The organism is Chitinophaga sp. S165 (assembly GCF_003182155.1).
Lineage (GTDB): Bacteria > Bacteroidota > Bacteroidia > Chitinophagales > Chitinophagaceae > Chitinophaga.
In genome coordinates this window covers 106496-124923 of the sequence record NZ_QGTG01000007.1, presented here as the reverse complement: position 1 = coordinate 124923, position 18428 = coordinate 106496, and the positions used below count along the sequence as shown (strand labels likewise).

Genomic DNA, 18428 nt, shown 5'->3' with positions numbered 1-18428 from the left:
ATTTTTAGTTTCTTACATTTAAGTACCACGTATTCTTTTTAGTTATTAAACCGTTCTGAAAAATGAAAAAACTCTTTTTGCTGGCTGCGGCCGTGTTCATGGGTAGTCCTTTCCTCTTCGCGCAGAAACAATCCCTCTTCAACGGCAAAAACCTTGAAGGCTGGAAAGTATATGGTACCGAGAAATGGTATGTAGAAGACGGTAACCTCGTTTGTGAAAGCGGTCCTGATAAGGAATATGGTTACCTGGCTACCAATCAGTCATTCAAAAACTTTGAACTGTCCGTACAATTCAAACAGGAGGCCAATGGTAACAGCGGTGTGTTCTTCCACTCCTCCATTGAAGGTACAAAGATCACCGGCTGGCAGGCAGAAGTAGCACCGAAAGGCAGCCATACCGGAGGTATATACGAATCTTACGGCCGCGGATGGCTGATCCAGCCTTCAGCCGATAAAGAACAATATCTGAAAGAGGGGCAATGGAATACGATGAAGGTGATCGTAAAAGGTAATAGTGTTACTACTATCCTGAATGGTCATGAAATGATCCAGCTCACCGATGAAAAGATCGGCGGCGCCAATGGTCAGATCGCACTTCAGATCCACTCCGGCGGAGGCATCAAAGTAAGGTGGAAGAATCTTTCCATTACGACTTTAGACTAAGACATCATACTTCAACAGCGGTGAGGCACTTTTCAGACTGTGTCTCACCGCTGTTTTTATTTACGGCGGATGCTTGTAAACGTTCCTGATCATCCCCCGGAAACTAACCCGCCTATACTATTTGACGAATGTCAATCGGCAATAAAGAATTACCTGTTACCTTCGCTGCTCTAACTGTCATTGATAATTCGTAATTGATAAAACCATGCTTCAACAGCAAATAAAAGACGCAGCAGCCTTTCTGAAAGACCTCCAGCCTGCCCGCGTAGGCATCGTGCTGGGAACCGGCCTCGGTCAACTGGTCAATCATATCAAGGTCCAGAAAAGTATCCCGTATCACCAGATCCCGCACTTTCCGGAATCGACTGTGGAATCCCACAAAGGACAACTGATCTACGGACATATTGGCGACACACCTGTTATTGCCATGCAGGGCAGGTTCCATTACTACGAAGGCTATACTATGCAGCAGATCACGTTCCCGATCCGTGTCATGAAAGCCCTCGGCATTCAACATCTGTTACTGAGCAACGCTGCCGGTGGTATCAATAAAGCCTATTCCAAAGGCGATATGGTACTCCTGGATGATCATATTAATCTTCAGACAGATAATCCGCTTCGTGGTCTTAATTCGCCTGAATTCGGCCCCCGTTTTCCCGACATGAGCCGTCCCTACGATCCTGTGCTGGGTGAAGCATTATTAGCTGAAGCATCTGTGCTGGGGCATAAGATGCATACCAATGGAGTGTATGCAGCCGTTACCGGACCTAATCTGGAGACAAGGGCAGAATACCGTTATCTGCGTACTATCGGCGCCGATATTGTTGGCATGAGCACCGTGCCTGAAGTGATCGTAGCTAATCAGTTGCAATTGCCATGTGCGACAGTTTCTGTGATTACAGACGAATGTGATCCTGACAACCTGCACCCGGTGTCTATCGAAGAGATCATTGCTGTAGCAGGAACTGCGGATAAGAAGTTGAGTGAGATCTTTGCAGCGGTAGTGAGTAATCTATAAACTTATATAATTGAAAAAGCCGGTCAATGCTATTATGCACTGACCGGCTTTTAAATATCTGTAAGGACTATTTCCTGTTGTCGTCGTCTTCATCGTCCTCTTCATCATCCTCATCACCAAAATCTTCATCCTCATCTTTGTAGAAACCTTCATCATCTACGGCTTCCTCTTTATTATCTTTATCCTCTTCTTCATCGTCATCTTCCTCTTCATCGTCGTTGTCTTCGTCCAGATCATCTTCATCACTGTCCTCATCATCTTCATCTTCATCTTCCTCATCATCTTCCTCATCATCTTCGTCTTCCTCATCATCTTCTTCGTCGTCTTCGTCTAAATCCTCATCATCCTTGTCCTCTTCATCTTCCTCATCGTCATCTTTAGGACCCAGATCTGCGGCAGCTTCCAGGAAAGCAGCTATATCATCGTCTGTCGCAACAGCGTTATCGTCGTCTTCGTCAGTGTTATCGTCTTCATCACTGATATCTTCAGAGGCTTCATTGTCGTTATTTACAACATCTTTCTCTTCCTCAGATTCCTGCTCAGTTTCATTTATCGCAGGGATACCACCTACGATTGTCAGTCTTGCACCCTCTGAGGCAGGCTCATTCTCATCAGCATCTTGTACGTCATCAACCGGTATATCTTCGTCTACGACAGGAATTTCTTCAGGTGTATCCACATGATGGCCATTTAATCCGGCTTTAGGCTCTTCATTGTCAGGTGTTTCTCTTTCCACCAGTTCACCTGTTTCAGATACGACCATGTTCAGTCCATCATCATCAGGCGATTCTGTATTCCCCAGGCCAATGAGCGTAGGCTGTATACCTTCATCGTCAAATACCTCTTTCAGTTTCGGCAGGTCTTTCGGAGAGTTCAGTCCGAAATAGTCCATGAAGGCTTTGGAGGTGGCGTATAAGAGTGGCTTGCCCGGCAGGGTTTCGCTACGACCGGAGATGACAATCAGTTCTTTTTCAAGTAGTTTCTGAATGGAGTAGTCGGTACTTACACCACGGATATGTTCTATTTCCCCTTTGGAGATCGGTTGTTTATAAGCAACGATTGCCAGGGTCTCCAGCGCTGCTGTAGAAAGGCGTTTCAGGAATTTCTCCCCGTTCAGCTGTGCAACGGTCTGGTAATATTCTTTTTTGGTCAGGAACTGGTAGCCTCCACCGCTTTCTCTTACCTCAAAAGGATAGAATTCAGTGCTGTATTTCTCCTTGATAGCCTCCAGAGCGGTCTCCACCTGTTCCAGAGAAGCACGGTCTTCCAGGAAGGCCAATGCATTGTTCAACAGGTCGAGTATTTCCAGCAGCGGCAAAGGTCTGTCTGCGGCAAATATCAACGATTCTACGTGCGGTATGATCTGTGAGATTTCCATTATCCGGTTTTCAGTATTCAGGTGCGGGAAGGCTAAAGCCATTACCACGTCTGCAAAAGAAAAAAGTCAAAGACCGAAAATACAGCCTTTGACCTTTATGAAGAAATCAAAATATTTTGATGTTAATTCGATGTGTATAAGTTGTTATGATCAACCTTCCAATGCTGCAGCACCGCTCACGATCTCAGTCAGTTCGGTCGTAATCGCAGCCTGACGTGCACGGTTGTAAGAGATCTTATAGCTACGTAACAGTTCGTTCGCATTCTCAGTCGCCTTATCCATTGCGGTCATACGGGCGCCATGCTCAGAAGCGTTGGCATCCAGCATTGACTTGTACAGCTGAGTGTTCAGGATCTTAGGCATCAGTTCCGCGATCAGGGCTTTCTTCTCTGGTTCGAAGATAAAATCTGCACGGCTGGAGTTCTTCTGGTCAGTGCTACTTTCCACGCGGGCTACCGGCAGGAACTGCTCAGATACATAACGCTGAGTAGCAGCGTTTTTGAATTCGCTGTAGATGATCTCTACCGCATCATAGTTACCTGCAACGAAACCATCCATTGCAAAAGCTGCTGCCTGCTTAACATGTTCGAAATCCAGGTGGGCAAACAACTGCCAGAAAGTATCGTTCAGTTTGTAACCATTCTTTAAAAAGTGCTCGTACCCTTTTTTACCGATAGGCAGTATCTCTACATGACCTTTGGCAAACTGCTCCTCATATTTCTCACGGATCACCTGCTTGGTCAGCTTGATCAGGTTAGAGTTGTAAGCACCACATAATCCCCTGTCAGAAGTGATCACTATCAACAGCACCTTTTCGACCGGGCGCTGTGCGGCCAGAGCCAGATCAATGCTTCCTTCACTGTTGGAAACGATGTTTTGCAGCATCTCCTGGAGTTTCAGCGCATAAGGACGCATCAGCAAGATAGCATCCTGTGCACGACGCAGCTTGGCAGCACTTACCATTTTCATGGCTTTTGTGATCTGCAGGTTAGACTGTGTTGACTTTATACGGTTGCGAACTTCTTTAAGCTGACCGGACATAATGTTTTATGTATTACTTTATTTTGAATGATAATTAGGCCCCTGGGGACTTTTCAATTTGGCTGCAAAGGTAATAAAAAACATGTCTATTTGAGCATGTCTCACAAAACATTCCCCCCCAAGAGCTATAAATATAAGGCTCCTGGCGGAGCCGGTCATTATCATTTGTTGTTGGCTGCTTCAGCTGGTTCCAGCGGGCCGGCCTGTGCTTCAGGCCAGGACTCCTTACCATCTTTATCCACATACCCGATACGGCCGTTCAGACGGATGATACCTCTGCCTTTGGAATAAGTGTATGCCTTATCGTATTTCTGAGGTATAACTACCTGGTTCTCTTTATTGATGAAACCATATTTATGGTCCGTAGCCACGGCTACCAGCCCTTCGTTGAAATTGCCCACCCAGTCGTATACCAGTGGAATGATCAGTTCTCCCTTTATATTTATAAACCCGAACTTCTTGCCCTCTCTTACCCAGGCCATTCCATCTCTGAAAGGACCTACTTTCTCATAAGACGTCATTACCACCTTGCCTTTTGCCAAGTCTGCCCGGCCACATTTACCACCTATATACACCAGCATACTGGCATTTGTAACGAACCCCAGGCGCTCATATTCAGGCTTTAAGACCGTCTTTCCCTTTGAATTGAGCACTCCATATTTGCCACCTGTGAATACGGAAATATAACCATCCCGCAGGCCAGCTACATCATCATATTTAGGAGATACGAGCTCTTTGCCCCGGCTGTCGAGCATACCGGTCTTACCACTGAGCTTTACCATAGGATGCCCTTCTTTTAGCCATACAGAATCATATTTCAGGGAAGAGGTCTTACCATCGCGTAACAGGAAACCAGCCTTTTTATTCTTTTTCACAACCGCCAGACCATTAGTGAAAGGTCCTATGACATCATATACAGGTGCTATGACAACTTTTCCCGCCGTATCGGCAAATCCGTACTTACCGGCCTTTTCAATTTTTACCAGGAGAAGGGAATCTTCGTCTGTTTTACCGGAAGGGGTTAATGACTGGGAATAGCCCATAACAGCCGGCAACAGCAGGGATAGCAGAACAAAACACTTTTTCATAGGTAGCTGATTATGCTGCCAAAAGTAACAAAAAAAGAGGCATTTCAATATAATAAATATGTAAATACCTCACTGGCACTATACAAACGGATCAATAATAAGTCGGCTATAATTGGATATTGGTACCTAATACCTTCAGGAAAGCGGCGATCCACTGCGGGTGAGCCGGCCATGCAGGGGCAGTTACCAGGTTACCGTCAGTTACTGCTTCGTCAATGTTCACGGAAGCATAAGTTCCACCTGCCAGTGTTACCTCGGGCGCTACCGCAGGATAGGCTGTCAGGGTCCTGCCTCTTACTACATCCGCAGCAGTCAGGATCTGTATGCCATGACAAACAGCGGCAATGGGTTTTCCTGCAGCAGCGAACTGTTTTACAATATCGATCACCTTTGCATTCAACCGCAGATATTCCGGAGCTCTTCCTCCTGCTATCATTAAAGCATCGTAGGCAGATACCTGCACATCTGCAAAAGAAGCATTCAGCACAAAGTAGTGTCCCCGCTTTTCACTATAGGTCTGATCTCCCTCAAAGTCGTGTATAGCTGTGATGATCTTATCACCTGCCGACTTATCCGGACAAACGGCATGAATGGTATGTCCGACCATCTGCATCATCTGAAAAGGCACCATTGTTTCATAATCTTCTGCGTAGTCTCCTGTAAGGAAAAGGATCTTTTGTTGTGACATGAGTAGGGGATTTTTTTGGGTGTCTCTAAAGTTAACAAAAAAAAGCTCCGGTAGTATTAACTCTATACTACCGGAGCCGCTGGATCTTCATGAGGGAAATATTTGCGCGTGTAAGTACTACACCTTGACTACTACAACCAGTAACTCAGTAACGATACACGGTGAAAGAGCCTTTATGATGCAGATCAATACTCGGGATTCTGCGGGAATTCATTGCTTGTCCTGTCTATCTGGTCTTGCGGAATAGGACGCAGCATATGTTTGGTTTCAATGTTAGGACCGGCCTGCGGATTGTGCAGTCGTACACGTTCCAGAAGTTTATTGGTACGTACAAGGTCAAACCACTGTTGCTGCTCACCCACCAGTTCACGGCCACGCTCATCGAGGATGAAGTCTATATTCAGCTGTGCTTCCGAGATCTTCATTGCTTCACGGTGTGCAGCTGTTTCCGATTCATTAGCACCGACACGCGCAGCACGCATACGCAGTGTATTGATGTAGTCTACTGCAGCGCCCTTTTCACCTTTATACATCAATGCTTCTGCTGCAATCAGGTAGTCTTCTGCGAGGCGGAAAGCAATGAAAGGACGCACACCGGAAGCCTGGTTGTCCGGACGTAAGGCGTCAGCAAATTTGTTAAGAGAAGGATATAAACGTTCCGTGTAATTACGTGGAGGTACCAGCTGATACTTCTTACTTTTAATTTCATCTTCGGTCACATTATAACCGGGCATGAAAACAGAAGTATCGCCTATTTTCAGATTATCCTTATTGTCGTTAGCGAACCATACGGAAGTAAAGAATTTCTGATAACGGGTATCATGCACACGTTCACCAAACAAAGTATCCAGCAGAAACTTTGTAGGAGCGAAACGCTTCCATGGCGTACCGTTTGTGATATCGCGTTTCATACCTCTCAGTACATCGTACTGCATCAGGAAGAAACGGCAGGCATTATTGTCCGGATAATTATATAAAGCATCTGTAGTGAACTGTACGGCAAAAACAGTTTCTGCACTATTTTCTTTACCCTGTGCCCACACCTGGCCTACATCGGGCAATAACTGCATACCGTACTGGGAGATCACACGGGTAGCATAGGTAGCAGCACTATCATAATCATTTGCTCCTTTTGCAGCAGAAGTAGCCCTGGTCAGATATACTCTGGCCATCAGGTGTTCAGCTGCAGGTTTGGTAGCCCTACCCCACTCCGCCTGTGTTACAGGTAATGTTTGCGCGGCATATTGGAGATCGGCCAGCACTGCTGCATAGATGTCTGCAACCGGGTCACGGTGTGCTTCTGTAACGATCTCTTTATTTTCTGTTAATCTTAGCGGTACAGCGCCGAACATCTGAAGAAGCAGGAAATGATAAGTGGCCCGGCAGAAACGCGCCTCCGCAATCCCCTTACGCTTTGCGGCACTATCCAGATCAGGGACCTGATCAGCCCTGTCAACAACCACGTTACAGGTGTTGATAGCCTGATAAAAAGCGTTCCAGATTTCACGCAGATGTGCGTATCGCGGATCAAGTTGTGAAGTATATTGATTGACGAACTTGAAATCACCGTCAGATCCATTGGTGTAAGTATCTGTACCGAACACGCTTACTGTCATTCCGCGTTCTGTACTGTAAAAGGCACGAAGACCGGCGTAGCCGCCGTTCACAGCGCTCTGGAAACCGGCTGGTGTATTATAGAAATCATCAGTAACAGATGATACCACCTTTTCATCCAGCATTTTATTGCACCCTGTTGCAATGCATGCGCATAAGAACAGGAACCAGCATATATTTCTCATAAGATTTTTTTTGAAGCATTAAAAAGTAGCATTAACACCAAACTGTAACATCCAGGTAGCCGGAGCATCCACACCGATCGTGTTCACGTCTTCCGGATCTATCCCTTTATACTTCTGCCTGTAAGGAGCGAGTATCAACGGTTGTTTTACATCCACTGAGAAGCGGAGCGATTGCATATTCCAGCGTTTCACCGTGCTTGCAGGTATGGAATATCCCAGTGTGATATTGCGAATCTTGATGAAATCTCCATCAAAGTAGCTCAAGGTATTGTAGTTGTTTGGACGCTCCTGGTTGTAATTCGGAAGAGGGAATCCATTAGTATGGTTCGTTGGTGTAAAGTAATCCACATCCAGGTTATTGTAACGGCCATAGAGCGTATTAAACGTAGAATAGAAATCACTCTTAACCATACTACCCATACGGGCAAACGCAACTATTGACAGGTCAAGACCTTTGTAAGCGAAACGCTGTGTCATACCACCGGACCATTTAGGCTGTGGTGAACCGAGGATGGTACGATCCTTATCGTCCAGTTTCTTATCATTGTTAATGTCTGCCAACTGGATCTCTCCCCGGTGTTGTTTATATACCTGTGCAGAGGCTTCGTCCTGCCAGATGCCTACTTTTTTGTAATCGTAATACACATAAGTTGGCTGTCCTACGAACCATCCGTTACCGACATCCTGTGTCTTACCTTCACCCAGCGCGAGGATCTTCTCACGGTTCATGAACCAGTTCACGTCTGTTGACCAGCTAAATCCTCCTTTCGTTTCCAGAATGATAGCGGATAATCCTACTTCCCAGCCTTTATTTTGGGTAACACCCCTGTTCTCTAACACAAAGTTAAAACCGTTACTAAAGGGCAGGAAACGTTGTAACAACAGGTCGGTTGTTTTCTGTTTATAATGATCGATGCTACCGCTAAGTCTTCCTTTGAAAAAGCTGAAGTCGATACCGTAGTTAGCAGAGGCCGTGGTTTCCCAGGTAAGATCAGGATTACGTAACATGATAGGAGAAAATCCTATTCCACCTTTATTGGCAAAGGAATAAGGCGCACGTCCTAACAAGCCTTGCGTAGCATATGGCGGGATACCAGTGTTACCAATACGGCCGTAACTAACACGTGCTTTCAGGTTTTCGATCCATGATATATTTTTCATGAATTCCTCACTGGTTATATTCCAGCCTGCCGCTACAGAAGGAAAGTATCCCCATTTATGTCCCTGCGCAAAACGGGAAGAACCGTCTGCACGTAAAGTCAGTGTGAGGAGATAACGATCGTCATAACCATAGTTCAAACGTCCCATATAAGACAGGATGGTCCAAGTACCGAGCTGACTGCCAATACCTGTTACTGTGGCTGCCTGGCCTAAGTTGTAATATTCCTGCCATTCAACCGGAATACCTCTTACAGAAGCAGTGGAACTATCTTCACGCTGACGTTGTACACTATACAATGCGGTGAGGTTCAGCGAGTGTTTTTTAATCGTTTTATTATAGGTCAGCAGGTTTTCTATTGTATAGGCCCATACTAACTGGCTCTGTTTGCTGGCCGTTGCATCTCCTCCACCAATAAGCAGGTCAGTGTTCTTTTTACCCTGGAAAAGACCATTGTTATCCTGCAGTACATCAGTACCGAGATTGAGGCGGTATTTCAGACCGTCCAGGATAGTTACCTCACCATACACACTATTGAAGAGACGGAGATGGTACAATCTTTCAACACGGTTACCATCTTCATAATCCAGCAAGGCATTTGGTTGCTGGCTATCTCCTGTAGGATAGGTAATCAGTTTACCTGAAGCATCGTAGGGAGCGGCAATAGGCAGCATTTTCAGGGCAGCGTTCATACCATTGTAGGTAGCGCCCTTGCGGGTACTAAAGGTAGCCAATGAGGAAACACCTACCATTACACGTTTACCTATCATCTGATCAACGGCGACATGCAGATTATAACGCTCATAACTTTGTAGTTTCAATACGCCCTGATCTTTAAAATAGCCTCCCGTCACGGCATATTTAGTGTTTTCAGTACCGCCGCTTACACCTATTGAGTGGCGGGTTTGCCATCCCGGATCCAACATAAGATCCTGCCAATCAGTATTTACACCCTTCTTAATATTTTCCAGTTCGAGTGGAGTGAAAATGGTCGCATCGGATGAATCGGGATTATTATCGTTGTAACGTCCGGCAGTACGGTTAGCTTCTCTTTTCATAGCAAGGTATTGCTTGCTATCCATCATGTCGGTCCTGCCAAGTGTGTTAACAATACCATACATACCGCTATAGGTCACCTGAGGTTTGCCGATCTTTCCTTTACGGGTGCTTACCAGTACTACACCATTTGCACCGCGTGAACCATAGATGGCGGTAGCGGAAGCATCTTTCAGTACATCCATAGAAGAAATATCCTGTGGATTGATGTCATTCAGATTACCTGCAAACGGAATTCCATCTACTACATAAAGCGGGTCATTGCCAGCGGATAAAGAACGTGTTCCCCTAACCCTGACACGTGGTTCATCACCTGGTTTATTACTGTTATTCAGTACATCAATACCTGGCGTCCTTCCCTGAAGCGCCTGTTGTGCGTTGGTCACCGGAACTTCCATGATCGTTTTACTGCTAATAGAAGATATAGCACCGGTTATATCCTTTTTCTTTTGCTGGCCATAACCAACAACTACTACTTCGTCCAGTTTCTTCTGATCTTCAGCCAGTTTCACTTCAATGTCTGCTCTGCCGTTCACTGGCACTTCCTGCTGTAGATAGCCGATAAATGAAATTGTCAGTACAGCATCTTTTGGAGCGTTTAATTTATAGAGGCCGGAAACATCGGTCACTGTTCCCGTCTTTTGCCCCTTTACAGAAACAGAGGCACCGATAATAGGGCTACCGTCCGGTCCGGTCACTTTACCTTTAATAGGAATGGATTGGGCGCTCATAAATGTCCCATAAAGGAGCAGGCATAGCAGTAACGCGCCCGCCTTCGATAACGTGTTCTTCATACGTAGAATTTTAATTTGTATCACAATACACCTCCCTGAAAATCAATAGTTTATTTCTTTCATCAGGTTTTTCTAAAACATTTTTCAGAGGATGGGGTAGTACAAGTTAAGTAGATTAGTCATAAATTGCAAACGATTGCATAAAATCAACCCGAAATAATACCGCTTATCATAAAATTTGTGCAATCGGTTGAATAAATAGTTATCATTATTTACTTTTAAGAGTACTTTAGGTCATGGTTATGAAAAACACGTTATTAGTATGCAGTGCCATACTCATAAGCAGCTTCGCTGGTGCCCAGCAGAAAAAAGCAGAATGGCAAAACCTGTTCAATGGCAAAACGCTGGATGGATGGAAAGAAGTAAACGGGACAGCAATTTATGATGCGAAAAACGGGATGATCAATGGCACGTCTGTGGCCGGCAGCCCGAACTCCTTCCTGGCTACAGAAAAACAATACGGTGATTTTATTCTTGAACTTGAATTGAAGCTGGATGCTCCTATGAATTACGGCATACAGTTCCGAAGTGAAAGTAAACCTGAATATAATAATGGCCGTGTGCATGGGTACCAGATGGAAGTAGATCCGAGCGACCGTGCATGGAGCGGTGGTATTTATGATGAAGCCCGCCGTGGATGGTTGTATCCGCTGGAACTGAACCCTAAAGGTAAAACTGCATTTAAAAAAGAAGGTTGGAATAAATACCGTATTGAGTGCCGTGGTCCGGAGATCCGCACCTGGGTTAACGGCGTTCCTACTGCTCACCTGATCGATGATGTTACTCTGAAAGGGTTTATCGCTTTACAGGTACATCAGATCTATAAAGAAGACGATAAAGGAAAACAGATCCACTGGCGCAATATCCGCATCATGGAAAATCCGGCTCCTTCTCAATATTCCTCATACGACAACATATATGTTGTAAACGATCTTCCTAACAACGTATCTGCCCAGGAAAAAAAGAACGGTTTCGAATTACTCTGGGATGGTAAGACCAGCAATGGCTGGCGCAGGGTAAACCAGGACAAATTCCCGACCACCGGTTGGAGCATGGAGAACGGCGAACTGTCTATCCATCAGTCTAACGGTGATGAAATGGGTTCTGGCGGAGACATCGTAACCACCAAAGAATACGGTGCTTTTGAGCTGGAATTTGATTTCAAGCTTACTGAAGGTGCTAACAGCGGTGTGAAATATGATGTAAAAGAAGATTACGATACAAAGGGCAAATCAGCTATAGGACTGGAATTTCAGGTACTGGACGATGAGCGTCACCCGGATGCAAAACTGGGCCGTGATGGTAACAGGACCCTGTCTTCTCTGTATGACCTGATCCCACGGAAAAATACTGATCTGAATAAGGCCGCAATAAAGAAAATTGGAGAATGGAATAAAGGACGTATAATTGTATATCCCAACAACCATGTTGAACATTGGTTGAATGGTTTCAAAATGGTCGAGTACGAAAGGGGTTCCAAAGAATTTAAAGACCTGGTAGCGATCAGTAAATATAAAAATTGGAATAACTTTGGATTGTGGCCCGAAGGACACATTTTATTGCAAGACCACGGCAATACAGTGTCATTCCGCAGCATAAAAATCAAAAATTTAAGATAGGTTAACAAGTTCTGTTTGTTAATTAAGCTAATTTTGCATTCGCCTGCCGGTCTGTCCGGTCAGGCGGGTTGATAGAAGTAAGCTCCGTATTGTTCAGGTTTGTGCAACAAAGTATCACGGAATCAATTACTTGCCTTTACTATAAATTTATAATAATGGCTTATCAACTGATGAAAGAGTTTTCATTGTTCACTGTTCTATATAAAACATTCCGATTCTTCGGAGTGTTTTTTTTATGTTTATTCTTCCCGGAAAGCTATTAATATCAGGAATAAAATACTTTACCATCATCTAATCGCAACACATGCCCAAGACAAACCAAACCCTTTTGCTGGCAGTGACGCTATTTTCAGCATCCTGCTCAGGACCGCATAAACAGGCGGAAAACAATACCCGGGATTCTCTACACCACCTTGTTCAACATTACTATGATGAAAGAATGGAGCTCTTTCCCATGGAAGCTACCATGAATGGGGAACATCAGTACGACGGTTCGCTCCAGATCGACATCAGCGATCGTTTCCGTTTAAAACTGGACAGCTTTTATAACCGCTATCAGGAGGCCTTACAGGGAATTGATACTGCAGTACTGAATGATAATGACCTGATTAGCTATTCCATGTTGCAAGGGGAAATATCCGTAGGTAAGGAAGGTCTCCGCTTTCCGGACAACCTGATGCCTATTCAGCAGTTCTGGGGGCTTACCCTCACACTCCCCCAATTTGGTTCGGGTACCAGTGCCCAGCCGTTTAAGAACAAAGCAGACTACGAAAAGTTCATTCTGAGAATGAAAAGCTTTGCAGAATGGAGCGATACAGCCATTGCAAACATGCGCCGTGGTATGTCTCTCGGATATGTATTACCCAAAGCGCTGGCTGTAAAAGTGGTCCCTCAACTTGCCGACCTCGCCAAAAAGGATACTAACAACGTGTTTTACACACCGTTAAGGCTCCTTCCTGCAGATCTTGATAGTATGGGCAAACAAGACCTGCGCATCGCCTATAAGGCTGCTATTGAACAATATGTGCTTCCCTCCTATGCAAAACTGCACGAGTTCATAACAAAAGAATACCTGCCCAGGACGCGGACGAGCACCGGCATCGACGGCCTCCCCCAGGGTAAAGAGTGGTACACTTACCTGATCAAATTCTGGACTACCACGAACCTTACACCGGATGAGATATTCGCTACCGGTGAACAAGAAGTGGCCCGTATCAGAAGGGAAATGGATTCTGTAAAGAACAGCACCGGCTTTACCGGCGACCTGCCTGCTTTCTTTAACTTCATCCGTACCGATAAGCAGTTTAAAATTTTCACAACGCCTTCGCAGGTACTGGATTCTTTCAGGGCCATTGAGCAGAAGATCATGCCAGCCGTAAACCAGTTGTATGGTCACCTGCCCAGAACAAAATTTGAAGTACGCCAGACAGAAGCCTTCCGCGCAGCCTCCGCCAGCGCCGAATATATACAGGGCAGCTCCGATGGTTCCCGTCCAGGTGTTTTCTATGTACCGATCCTGAATGCTGCTACATTCAATTATACCGGGATGGAATGCCTCTTCCTCCATGAAGCCATCCCTGGTCACCATTTCCAGATCTCCATCCAGCAGGAAAACGACTCCCTTCCGAAGTTCCGCCGCTTTAACTGGATAGGTTCCTATGGAGAGGGCTATGCCCTTTACTGCGAAAGCCTGGGTAGCGACCTGGGGCTTTATACCAATCCTTACAGCTACTTCGGCCACCTGTCAGACGAGATTCACCGCGCTATCAGGCTTGTAGTCGATGTGGGAATGCATGCTAAAGGATGGACCAGAGAACAGGCCATTAAATACATGATGGATAATGAACCGGTTAGTGAACCTGAAGCAGTCGCCGAGATAGAACGTTATATGGCGATACCTGGCCAGGCACTTTCTTATAAGATCGGTGAACTGAAGATCCGTGAACTGCGGAACAAATACAGTCAATTTACTGGATTCAGTATTAAAAATTTCCATGATGAACTATTAAAAGATGGCTGTGTACCCCTGAGTGTGCTGGAAGAAAAAATGGCCCGGAGGTTTAAATAACTCATCCATAATTGATAGTAGTCCATAGATGATAATCACTAACTTATTCTGTTTTTTTAAACTATAATAAATTCGGTGATCATCGTCTGTGGACTACCCGTTTATAGAGTTGTCTGTATCAGTTGTTAACAAAAAATATACATCAGGCTTTGCAAAAAGATACTTAAATTTATAGTAGAAATATGTCGGGTACCTCAAGGGTTTAGGTTAGTTGCCATATCAGTTATACACAACAGAAAACAACATATCCGGAACAGACCTGCATGTCTGGCAAAAGCTGGAGTAAGAAGACAATCAACGACCTTACCATTACTTGTTGTTTCAACTTTTTTGATTGCTTTTATATTTTCCACTCTAAGATTTTTTAACTTTTAAGCTGCCAGTATTATGTTTGACATGACCCTTAATTACTGTCTTGCATTTCCTGCTGTAACACAGGAAGAAAAATGGGACGAAGATCTGCGCTTCTCCGTAGGAGAAAAGTTATTCTGCATGGTTTGTAAAACGCCTCCTCACCAGGTGTCATTAAAATGCCGACAGGAAGATTTTCACCGCCTTATTTCACAACCAGGGATAGTGCCTGCCCCTTACCTGGCGCGTTATCACTGGGTACAGATAAGATCACTGGATACGTTGCCGGTATCTGAATTGCAGTCACTTCTTCAAAATGCGTATGATCTTGTGGTGAGTACATTACCTCCGGAAGAACGGGCTAAAATTCAAAAAGAAAGAGTATAAACGTAGTAATACATCGGTGCTATTGTTACACGGGGAGTTTCTGCGTATAGCGCCTGGCAGCGTATAAAATATTTAAAAAGAATGGCTCGCAGGGCGAGCCATTTGTGTTTCTCTACATCTAGCGTGTCCCCATGTCCCCTGTAGGTTATTTCCAGAGTGTATAAATAATGTCATAGACCCCAAATATGATGAGGGTACAGGCAAACAATTTCTCCAGTAACGGCGACTTCATTTTCACCGCTGTTTTAGCCCCCAGATAAGATGAAGGGATTGCCGTCAGTGACAATAACAGAGCGATACTCCAGTCAATATGCCCCAGCCACCAATGTGCCAGCGCTCCCGGTATCGATAATAATGCTGATAATACGATTGAACAAGCCAGTGCCTGTTTGATAGGCATGTGCAGCTTTTTAATGAAAAAAGAACTGAACAATACACCGCCTGCATTTGCCAGTAACCCTGACAATAACCCAATACTCAGAGAGGCCATCACGATCATTGTATGATTACCTTGTACAGATGCTGCCGTGCAGGAAATTTCCTCCTCACGTTCCTTCTTCCGCAAAAAAGAGTACAATAAAGAGCCTCCTATTGATACGATGAACAATGCCGTCAGGATCATCAATGTTTCTCCCGGCAGGAACTTACTGAACCATGCCCCCGCCAGCGTAGCAGGTACACCGAATAAGGCGCCGGTAATGATAACCTGCCTGTTGAATAGTTTCTGTTTGCTGTAAACGGTGGTTGCGGAAATAGTACTGGTAATAGCAGCCGGCAATGGAGATGCCAGCGCATAGAAGGGGTTTACACCTGCAAAGATCTGCAGTGCCGGCGTACTGACTGCGCTACCTCCTTTGCCCAGTAAACCGGACAGATAGCCTACAATAACGCCAATAACTAAAACGACCAGATAATCGGTCTGTTGCAATAATGTGATCATAAAACTTCCTTCAGCAAACAGGCCTTGGTGTTGAGCCGATGCTGCTTTAATTAATGGTTGGTATGCGTGAATTACAGGTATCCTCTTCAGTTAACATCGATGCTTTAAATGGAAGGACAACCCAAAACTACAGTACTGGTACGGGTTCAACAAAATTCCGGACAAGGTGTCACTATTACTAAAAGTTATCGCGGATAACCTTAGGTAATAATTTCGACAGCAGCGGTTTACACCCGTGTATAACCTATCCAGCCTACTAAATCTATGATTTGAATAAGTTCACTATAATAAGGTAAAAAGAGAAGATATGGGGGAATATCACCAACTATAGACCATGCCTATACCGCCCGGTGCAACACTCAGTTGCAGCTCGTCAAATCGCTGGAATAGCTTTTTGCCATGTGCGTGATGCAGCGTAAAGTTTATACCGTCAAATAGCAACAGGAAAGCGCCCTGCATAATAAACGAATTACCGTATCCTTTCCAGCGGTCATGCCCCGTTCCGATAAGCTTTCGCTTTCCATGTTCCCGCAGGTACAATCCGCCTGCCATATAAGCCAGGTCCAGGGCGCCGTTGATCAGAAAGATCTTTTCTATTTTATGTTGTTCCTGTACACTCTCCTGCCAGTTGTATTTGCCCGGATTCAACTTTCTATTACCGAAATAGCTGGCAGTAGCAATCCCCAGGTTTACGACTCCCCACACAGCATTCATCTGGTGAAAGTACTTTGCTTCTCCGCCGGCTGTGCTATTACCGATCAGGCCTGTGGCAATGTTTGCTACGCCCCAGCCTCCAAGTACCAGCATGGCGGTTTTAGTCAGGTTGATCCGTTCTTTGTTTTGTTGATAGAGGAAGGAGTTTTCTTGTGCTGATAACATTAGTGCATGCAGAGCCATGCATAAGAGCAGGAAGAGTTGTTTCATGGGGTAGTGTTTTGGTATATATACGGAGGAAATGGATAATCCGGGATCAGCATCTTAGAAAGCTACTGATCCCGGACCTTATGTTATTTTCTTGTCAGTGTATTCCAGATCACCCCGTAAACGTCCGTAGCAGCCAGTTGCTGCCCCGCAGGTACACTACCTGATATCAATACAGGATGGTTAGCCGGATCTTCAGAAATACGCCCATGAGAGCCTTTGATAAGGGTCGCATCCAATGGTATCACATTCATGAGATACCGGAAGCCCAGTTTTTTCTTTAGTAACTTAAACCCTGCTTTTAATTTGATCAGAGGATCAGCGGGATTCATGAACATCTCCACAGGATCGTATCCCGGTTTCTTGTGGATGTCTACCAGGCGGGCAAAGTCAGGCGCTCTGGCATCGTCCAGCCAGTAATAGTAAGTGAACCAGCTATTGGCGTCGGCTACAAGCACCAGTTCACCGCTACGGGAGTGATGCATCTGATGCTCGCGTTTACCAGCCCTGTCAAGCACCAGTTCAACACCCGGTGTATTCTCTACAATGCTGCGCACTTTTTTATATACAGAGGGATCATTTACATATACATGTGCTATCTGATGGTCCGCTACTACAAATGCTTTTGAAGCACCCGGATCCAACAGTTCAGTACCTCTTTCCTCCCTTATCTGCAGCAACCCTTCCTCGCGAAAACGACGGTTCAGATGAATAGGATTATTGACATTGGTAATACCGTATTCAGACAAAATGATCACTTCACATCCTTTCTTCTCATAAAACTCAACCAGCCGCTTACATACCGCATCGACTTCACCCAACTCTTTACTGATACGTGTAAAGTCCTGTCCGAATTTCTGCAAACAGTAATCCAGGTGAGGGAGGTAGATAAGTGTTAATGTCGGATCGTATAAATTATCTGTCAGCATGGACGCATCAGCTATCCATTGAGTTGATTTGATGTTAGCTCCCGGCCCCCAGAACTGGAACAGCGGGAATGTACCCAGTTCCTTCTGCAGATGGTCGCGCAGGTCGGCCGGATGAGAATAGCAGTCCGGTGCCTTTCTGCCATCGGCCAGGTATTGCGGACGGGGAGTAACTGAATAGTCGGCGGTAGAATACATATTATACCACCAGAACATTTTAGAGACGGTAAAGGAGGGATCAAGACGTCTGGCTTTATCCCATATCTTAGGAGCTTCTACCAGCTTGTTTGATTGCTTCCAGAATTTAATTTCACTGTCTTGTCTGTCGTACCAGCCATTGCCGACAATACCATGTTCTGCCGGCCATTGGCCCGTAACATAGGTACTCTGTACGGCTGTTGTCACAGCTGGTACCATTGGCTTTATTGTTGACAAATGCTGCCGCTTGGCATAAGCCTGCAGGAAAGGTGTGTGCGCACCTATGAGGGAAGAAGATAGCCCTACTACATCAATTACTACTGTCTTTTTCATGA

At 45.2% G+C, this 18428-nt stretch carries 14 protein-coding genes; 5 read left to right on the top strand and 9 right to left on the bottom strand.

Going from position 1 to position 18428, the window contains the following annotated elements; translation table 11 throughout:
• Positions 1–62: 62 nt before the first annotated feature.
• On the top strand, positions 63–662 hold the full coding sequence (locus tag C7475_RS23725) for a DUF1080 domain-containing protein (protein WP_110055902.1): 600 nt from the start codon (positions 63–65) through the stop codon (positions 660–662).
• A gap of 205 nt (positions 663–867) precedes the next feature.
• Positions 868–1680, top strand: a complete 813-nt coding sequence (locus C7475_RS23720; RefSeq protein ID WP_110055901.1) for a purine-nucleoside phosphorylase — start codon at positions 868–870, stop codon at positions 1678–1680.
• Between the two features lie 67 nt (positions 1681–1747).
• On the opposite strand, the gene scpB is transcribed toward C7475_RS23720, so the two are convergent.
• The 6 genes from scpB to C7475_RS23690 form a co-directional block, all read right to left on the bottom strand.
• Entirely contained in the window at positions 1748–3058 is a 1311-nt protein-coding gene (gene scpB / locus C7475_RS23715) for an SMC-Scp complex subunit ScpB (protein WP_110056132.1), read from the bottom strand.
• A gap of 150 nt (positions 3059–3208) precedes the next feature.
• Positions 3209–4099, bottom strand: a complete 891-nt coding sequence (atpG, locus tag C7475_RS23710) for an ATP synthase F1 subunit gamma (RefSeq protein ID WP_110055900.1) — start codon at positions 4097–4099, stop codon at positions 3209–3211.
• Between the two features lie 161 nt (positions 4100–4260).
• Complete coding sequence (locus tag C7475_RS23705) at positions 4261–5187, bottom strand: WG repeat-containing protein (protein WP_110055899.1); 927 nt, start codon at positions 5185–5187, stop codon at positions 4261–4263.
• 106 nt (positions 5188–5293) lie between these two features.
• Entirely contained in the window at positions 5294–5875 is a 582-nt protein-coding gene (locus C7475_RS23700) for a DJ-1/PfpI family protein (RefSeq protein WP_110055898.1), read from the bottom strand.
• Between the two features lie 185 nt (positions 5876–6060).
• On the bottom strand, positions 6061–7674 hold the full coding sequence (locus C7475_RS23695) for a RagB/SusD family nutrient uptake outer membrane protein (RefSeq protein ID WP_110055897.1): 1614 nt from the start codon (positions 7672–7674) through the stop codon (positions 6061–6063).
• An 18-nt stretch (positions 7675–7692) separates the two neighbouring features.
• Positions 7693–10683, bottom strand: a complete 2991-nt coding sequence (locus C7475_RS23690; protein ID WP_110055896.1) for a TonB-dependent receptor — start codon at positions 10681–10683, stop codon at positions 7693–7695.
• A gap of 242 nt (positions 10684–10925) precedes the next feature.
• On the opposite strand from C7475_RS23690, the gene C7475_RS23685 reads away from it, so the two are divergent.
• The 3 genes from C7475_RS23685 (at position 10926) to C7475_RS23675 (ending at position 15108) form a co-directional block, all read left to right on the top strand.
• A complete protein-coding gene (locus C7475_RS23685) occupies positions 10926–12302 on the top strand; it encodes a DUF1080 domain-containing protein (protein WP_110056131.1) in 1377 nt (458 codons plus the stop codon).
• A gap of 304 nt (positions 12303–12606) precedes the next feature.
• A complete protein-coding gene (locus C7475_RS23680) occupies positions 12607–14370 on the top strand; it encodes a DUF885 family protein (protein ID WP_110055895.1) in 1764 nt (587 codons plus the stop codon).
• A gap of 396 nt (positions 14371–14766) precedes the next feature.
• Positions 14767–15108, top strand: coding sequence for an MmcQ/YjbR family DNA-binding protein (locus tag C7475_RS23675; RefSeq protein WP_233259942.1), 342 nt, complete (start codon positions 14767–14769; stop codon positions 15106–15108).
• A gap of 145 nt (positions 15109–15253) precedes the next feature.
• Here C7475_RS23675 and C7475_RS23670 read toward each other — a convergent pair whose 3' ends face one another.
• From C7475_RS23670 to C7475_RS23660, 3 genes are all read right to left on the bottom strand, one after another.
• A complete protein-coding gene (locus C7475_RS23670; protein ID WP_110055893.1) occupies positions 15254–16048 on the bottom strand; it encodes a sulfite exporter TauE/SafE family protein in 795 nt (264 codons plus the stop codon).
• Positions 16049–16366: 318 nt separating this feature from the next.
• Positions 16367–16972, bottom strand: coding sequence for a hypothetical protein (locus C7475_RS23665; protein WP_146217636.1), 606 nt, complete (start codon positions 16970–16972; stop codon positions 16367–16369).
• Positions 16973–17055: 83 nt separating this feature from the next.
• Positions 17056–18426: an alkaline phosphatase family protein gene (locus tag C7475_RS23660; protein WP_110055891.1), complete on the bottom strand. Its 1371-nt coding sequence runs from the start codon at positions 18424–18426 to the stop codon at positions 17056–17058.
• Between the last annotated feature and the right edge of the window lie 2 nt (positions 18427–18428).

Bases quoted from the DNA above. Each gene is read 5' to 3' on its own strand.
- C7475_RS23725 (WP_110055902.1), top strand. From the start codon at position 63: ATGAAAAAACTCTTTTTGCTGGCTGCGGCCGTGTTCATGGGTAGTCCT.
- C7475_RS23720 (WP_110055901.1), top strand. From the start codon at position 868: ATGCTTCAACAGCAAATAAAAGACGCAGCAGCCTTTCTGAAAGACCTC.
- scpB (WP_110056132.1), bottom strand. From the start codon at position 3,058: ATGGAAATCTCACAGATCATACCGCACGTAGAATCGTTGATATTTGCC.
- atpG (WP_110055900.1), bottom strand. From the start codon at position 4,099: ATGTCCGGTCAGCTTAAAGAAGTTCGCAACCGTATAAAGTCAACACAG.
- C7475_RS23705 (WP_110055899.1), bottom strand. From the start codon at position 5,187: ATGAAAAAGTGTTTTGTTCTGCTATCCCTGCTGTTGCCGGCTGTTATG.
- C7475_RS23700 (WP_110055898.1), bottom strand. From the start codon at position 5,875: ATGTCACAACAAAAGATCCTTTTCCTTACAGGAGACTACGCAGAAGAT.
- C7475_RS23695 (WP_110055897.1), bottom strand. From the start codon at position 7,674: ATGAGAAATATATGCTGGTTCCTGTTCTTATGCGCATGCATTGCAACA.
- C7475_RS23690 (WP_110055896.1), bottom strand. From the start codon at position 10,683: ATGAAGAACACGTTATCGAAGGCGGGCGCGTTACTGCTATGCCTGCTC.
- C7475_RS23685 (WP_110056131.1), top strand. From the start codon at position 10,926: ATGAAAAACACGTTATTAGTATGCAGTGCCATACTCATAAGCAGCTTC.
- C7475_RS23680 (WP_110055895.1), top strand. From the start codon at position 12,607: ATGCCCAAGACAAACCAAACCCTTTTGCTGGCAGTGACGCTATTTTCA.
- C7475_RS23675 (WP_233259942.1), top strand. From the start codon at position 14,767: ATGACCCTTAATTACTGTCTTGCATTTCCTGCTGTAACACAGGAAGAA.
- C7475_RS23670 (WP_110055893.1), bottom strand. From the start codon at position 16,048: ATGATCACATTATTGCAACAGACCGATTATCTGGTCGTTTTAGTTATT.
- C7475_RS23665 (WP_146217636.1), bottom strand. From the start codon at position 16,972: ATGAAACAACTCTTCCTGCTCTTATGCATGGCTCTGCATGCACTAATG.
- C7475_RS23660 (WP_110055891.1), bottom strand. From the start codon at position 18,426: ATGAAAAAGACAGTAGTAATTGATGTAGTAGGGCTATCTTCTTCCCTC.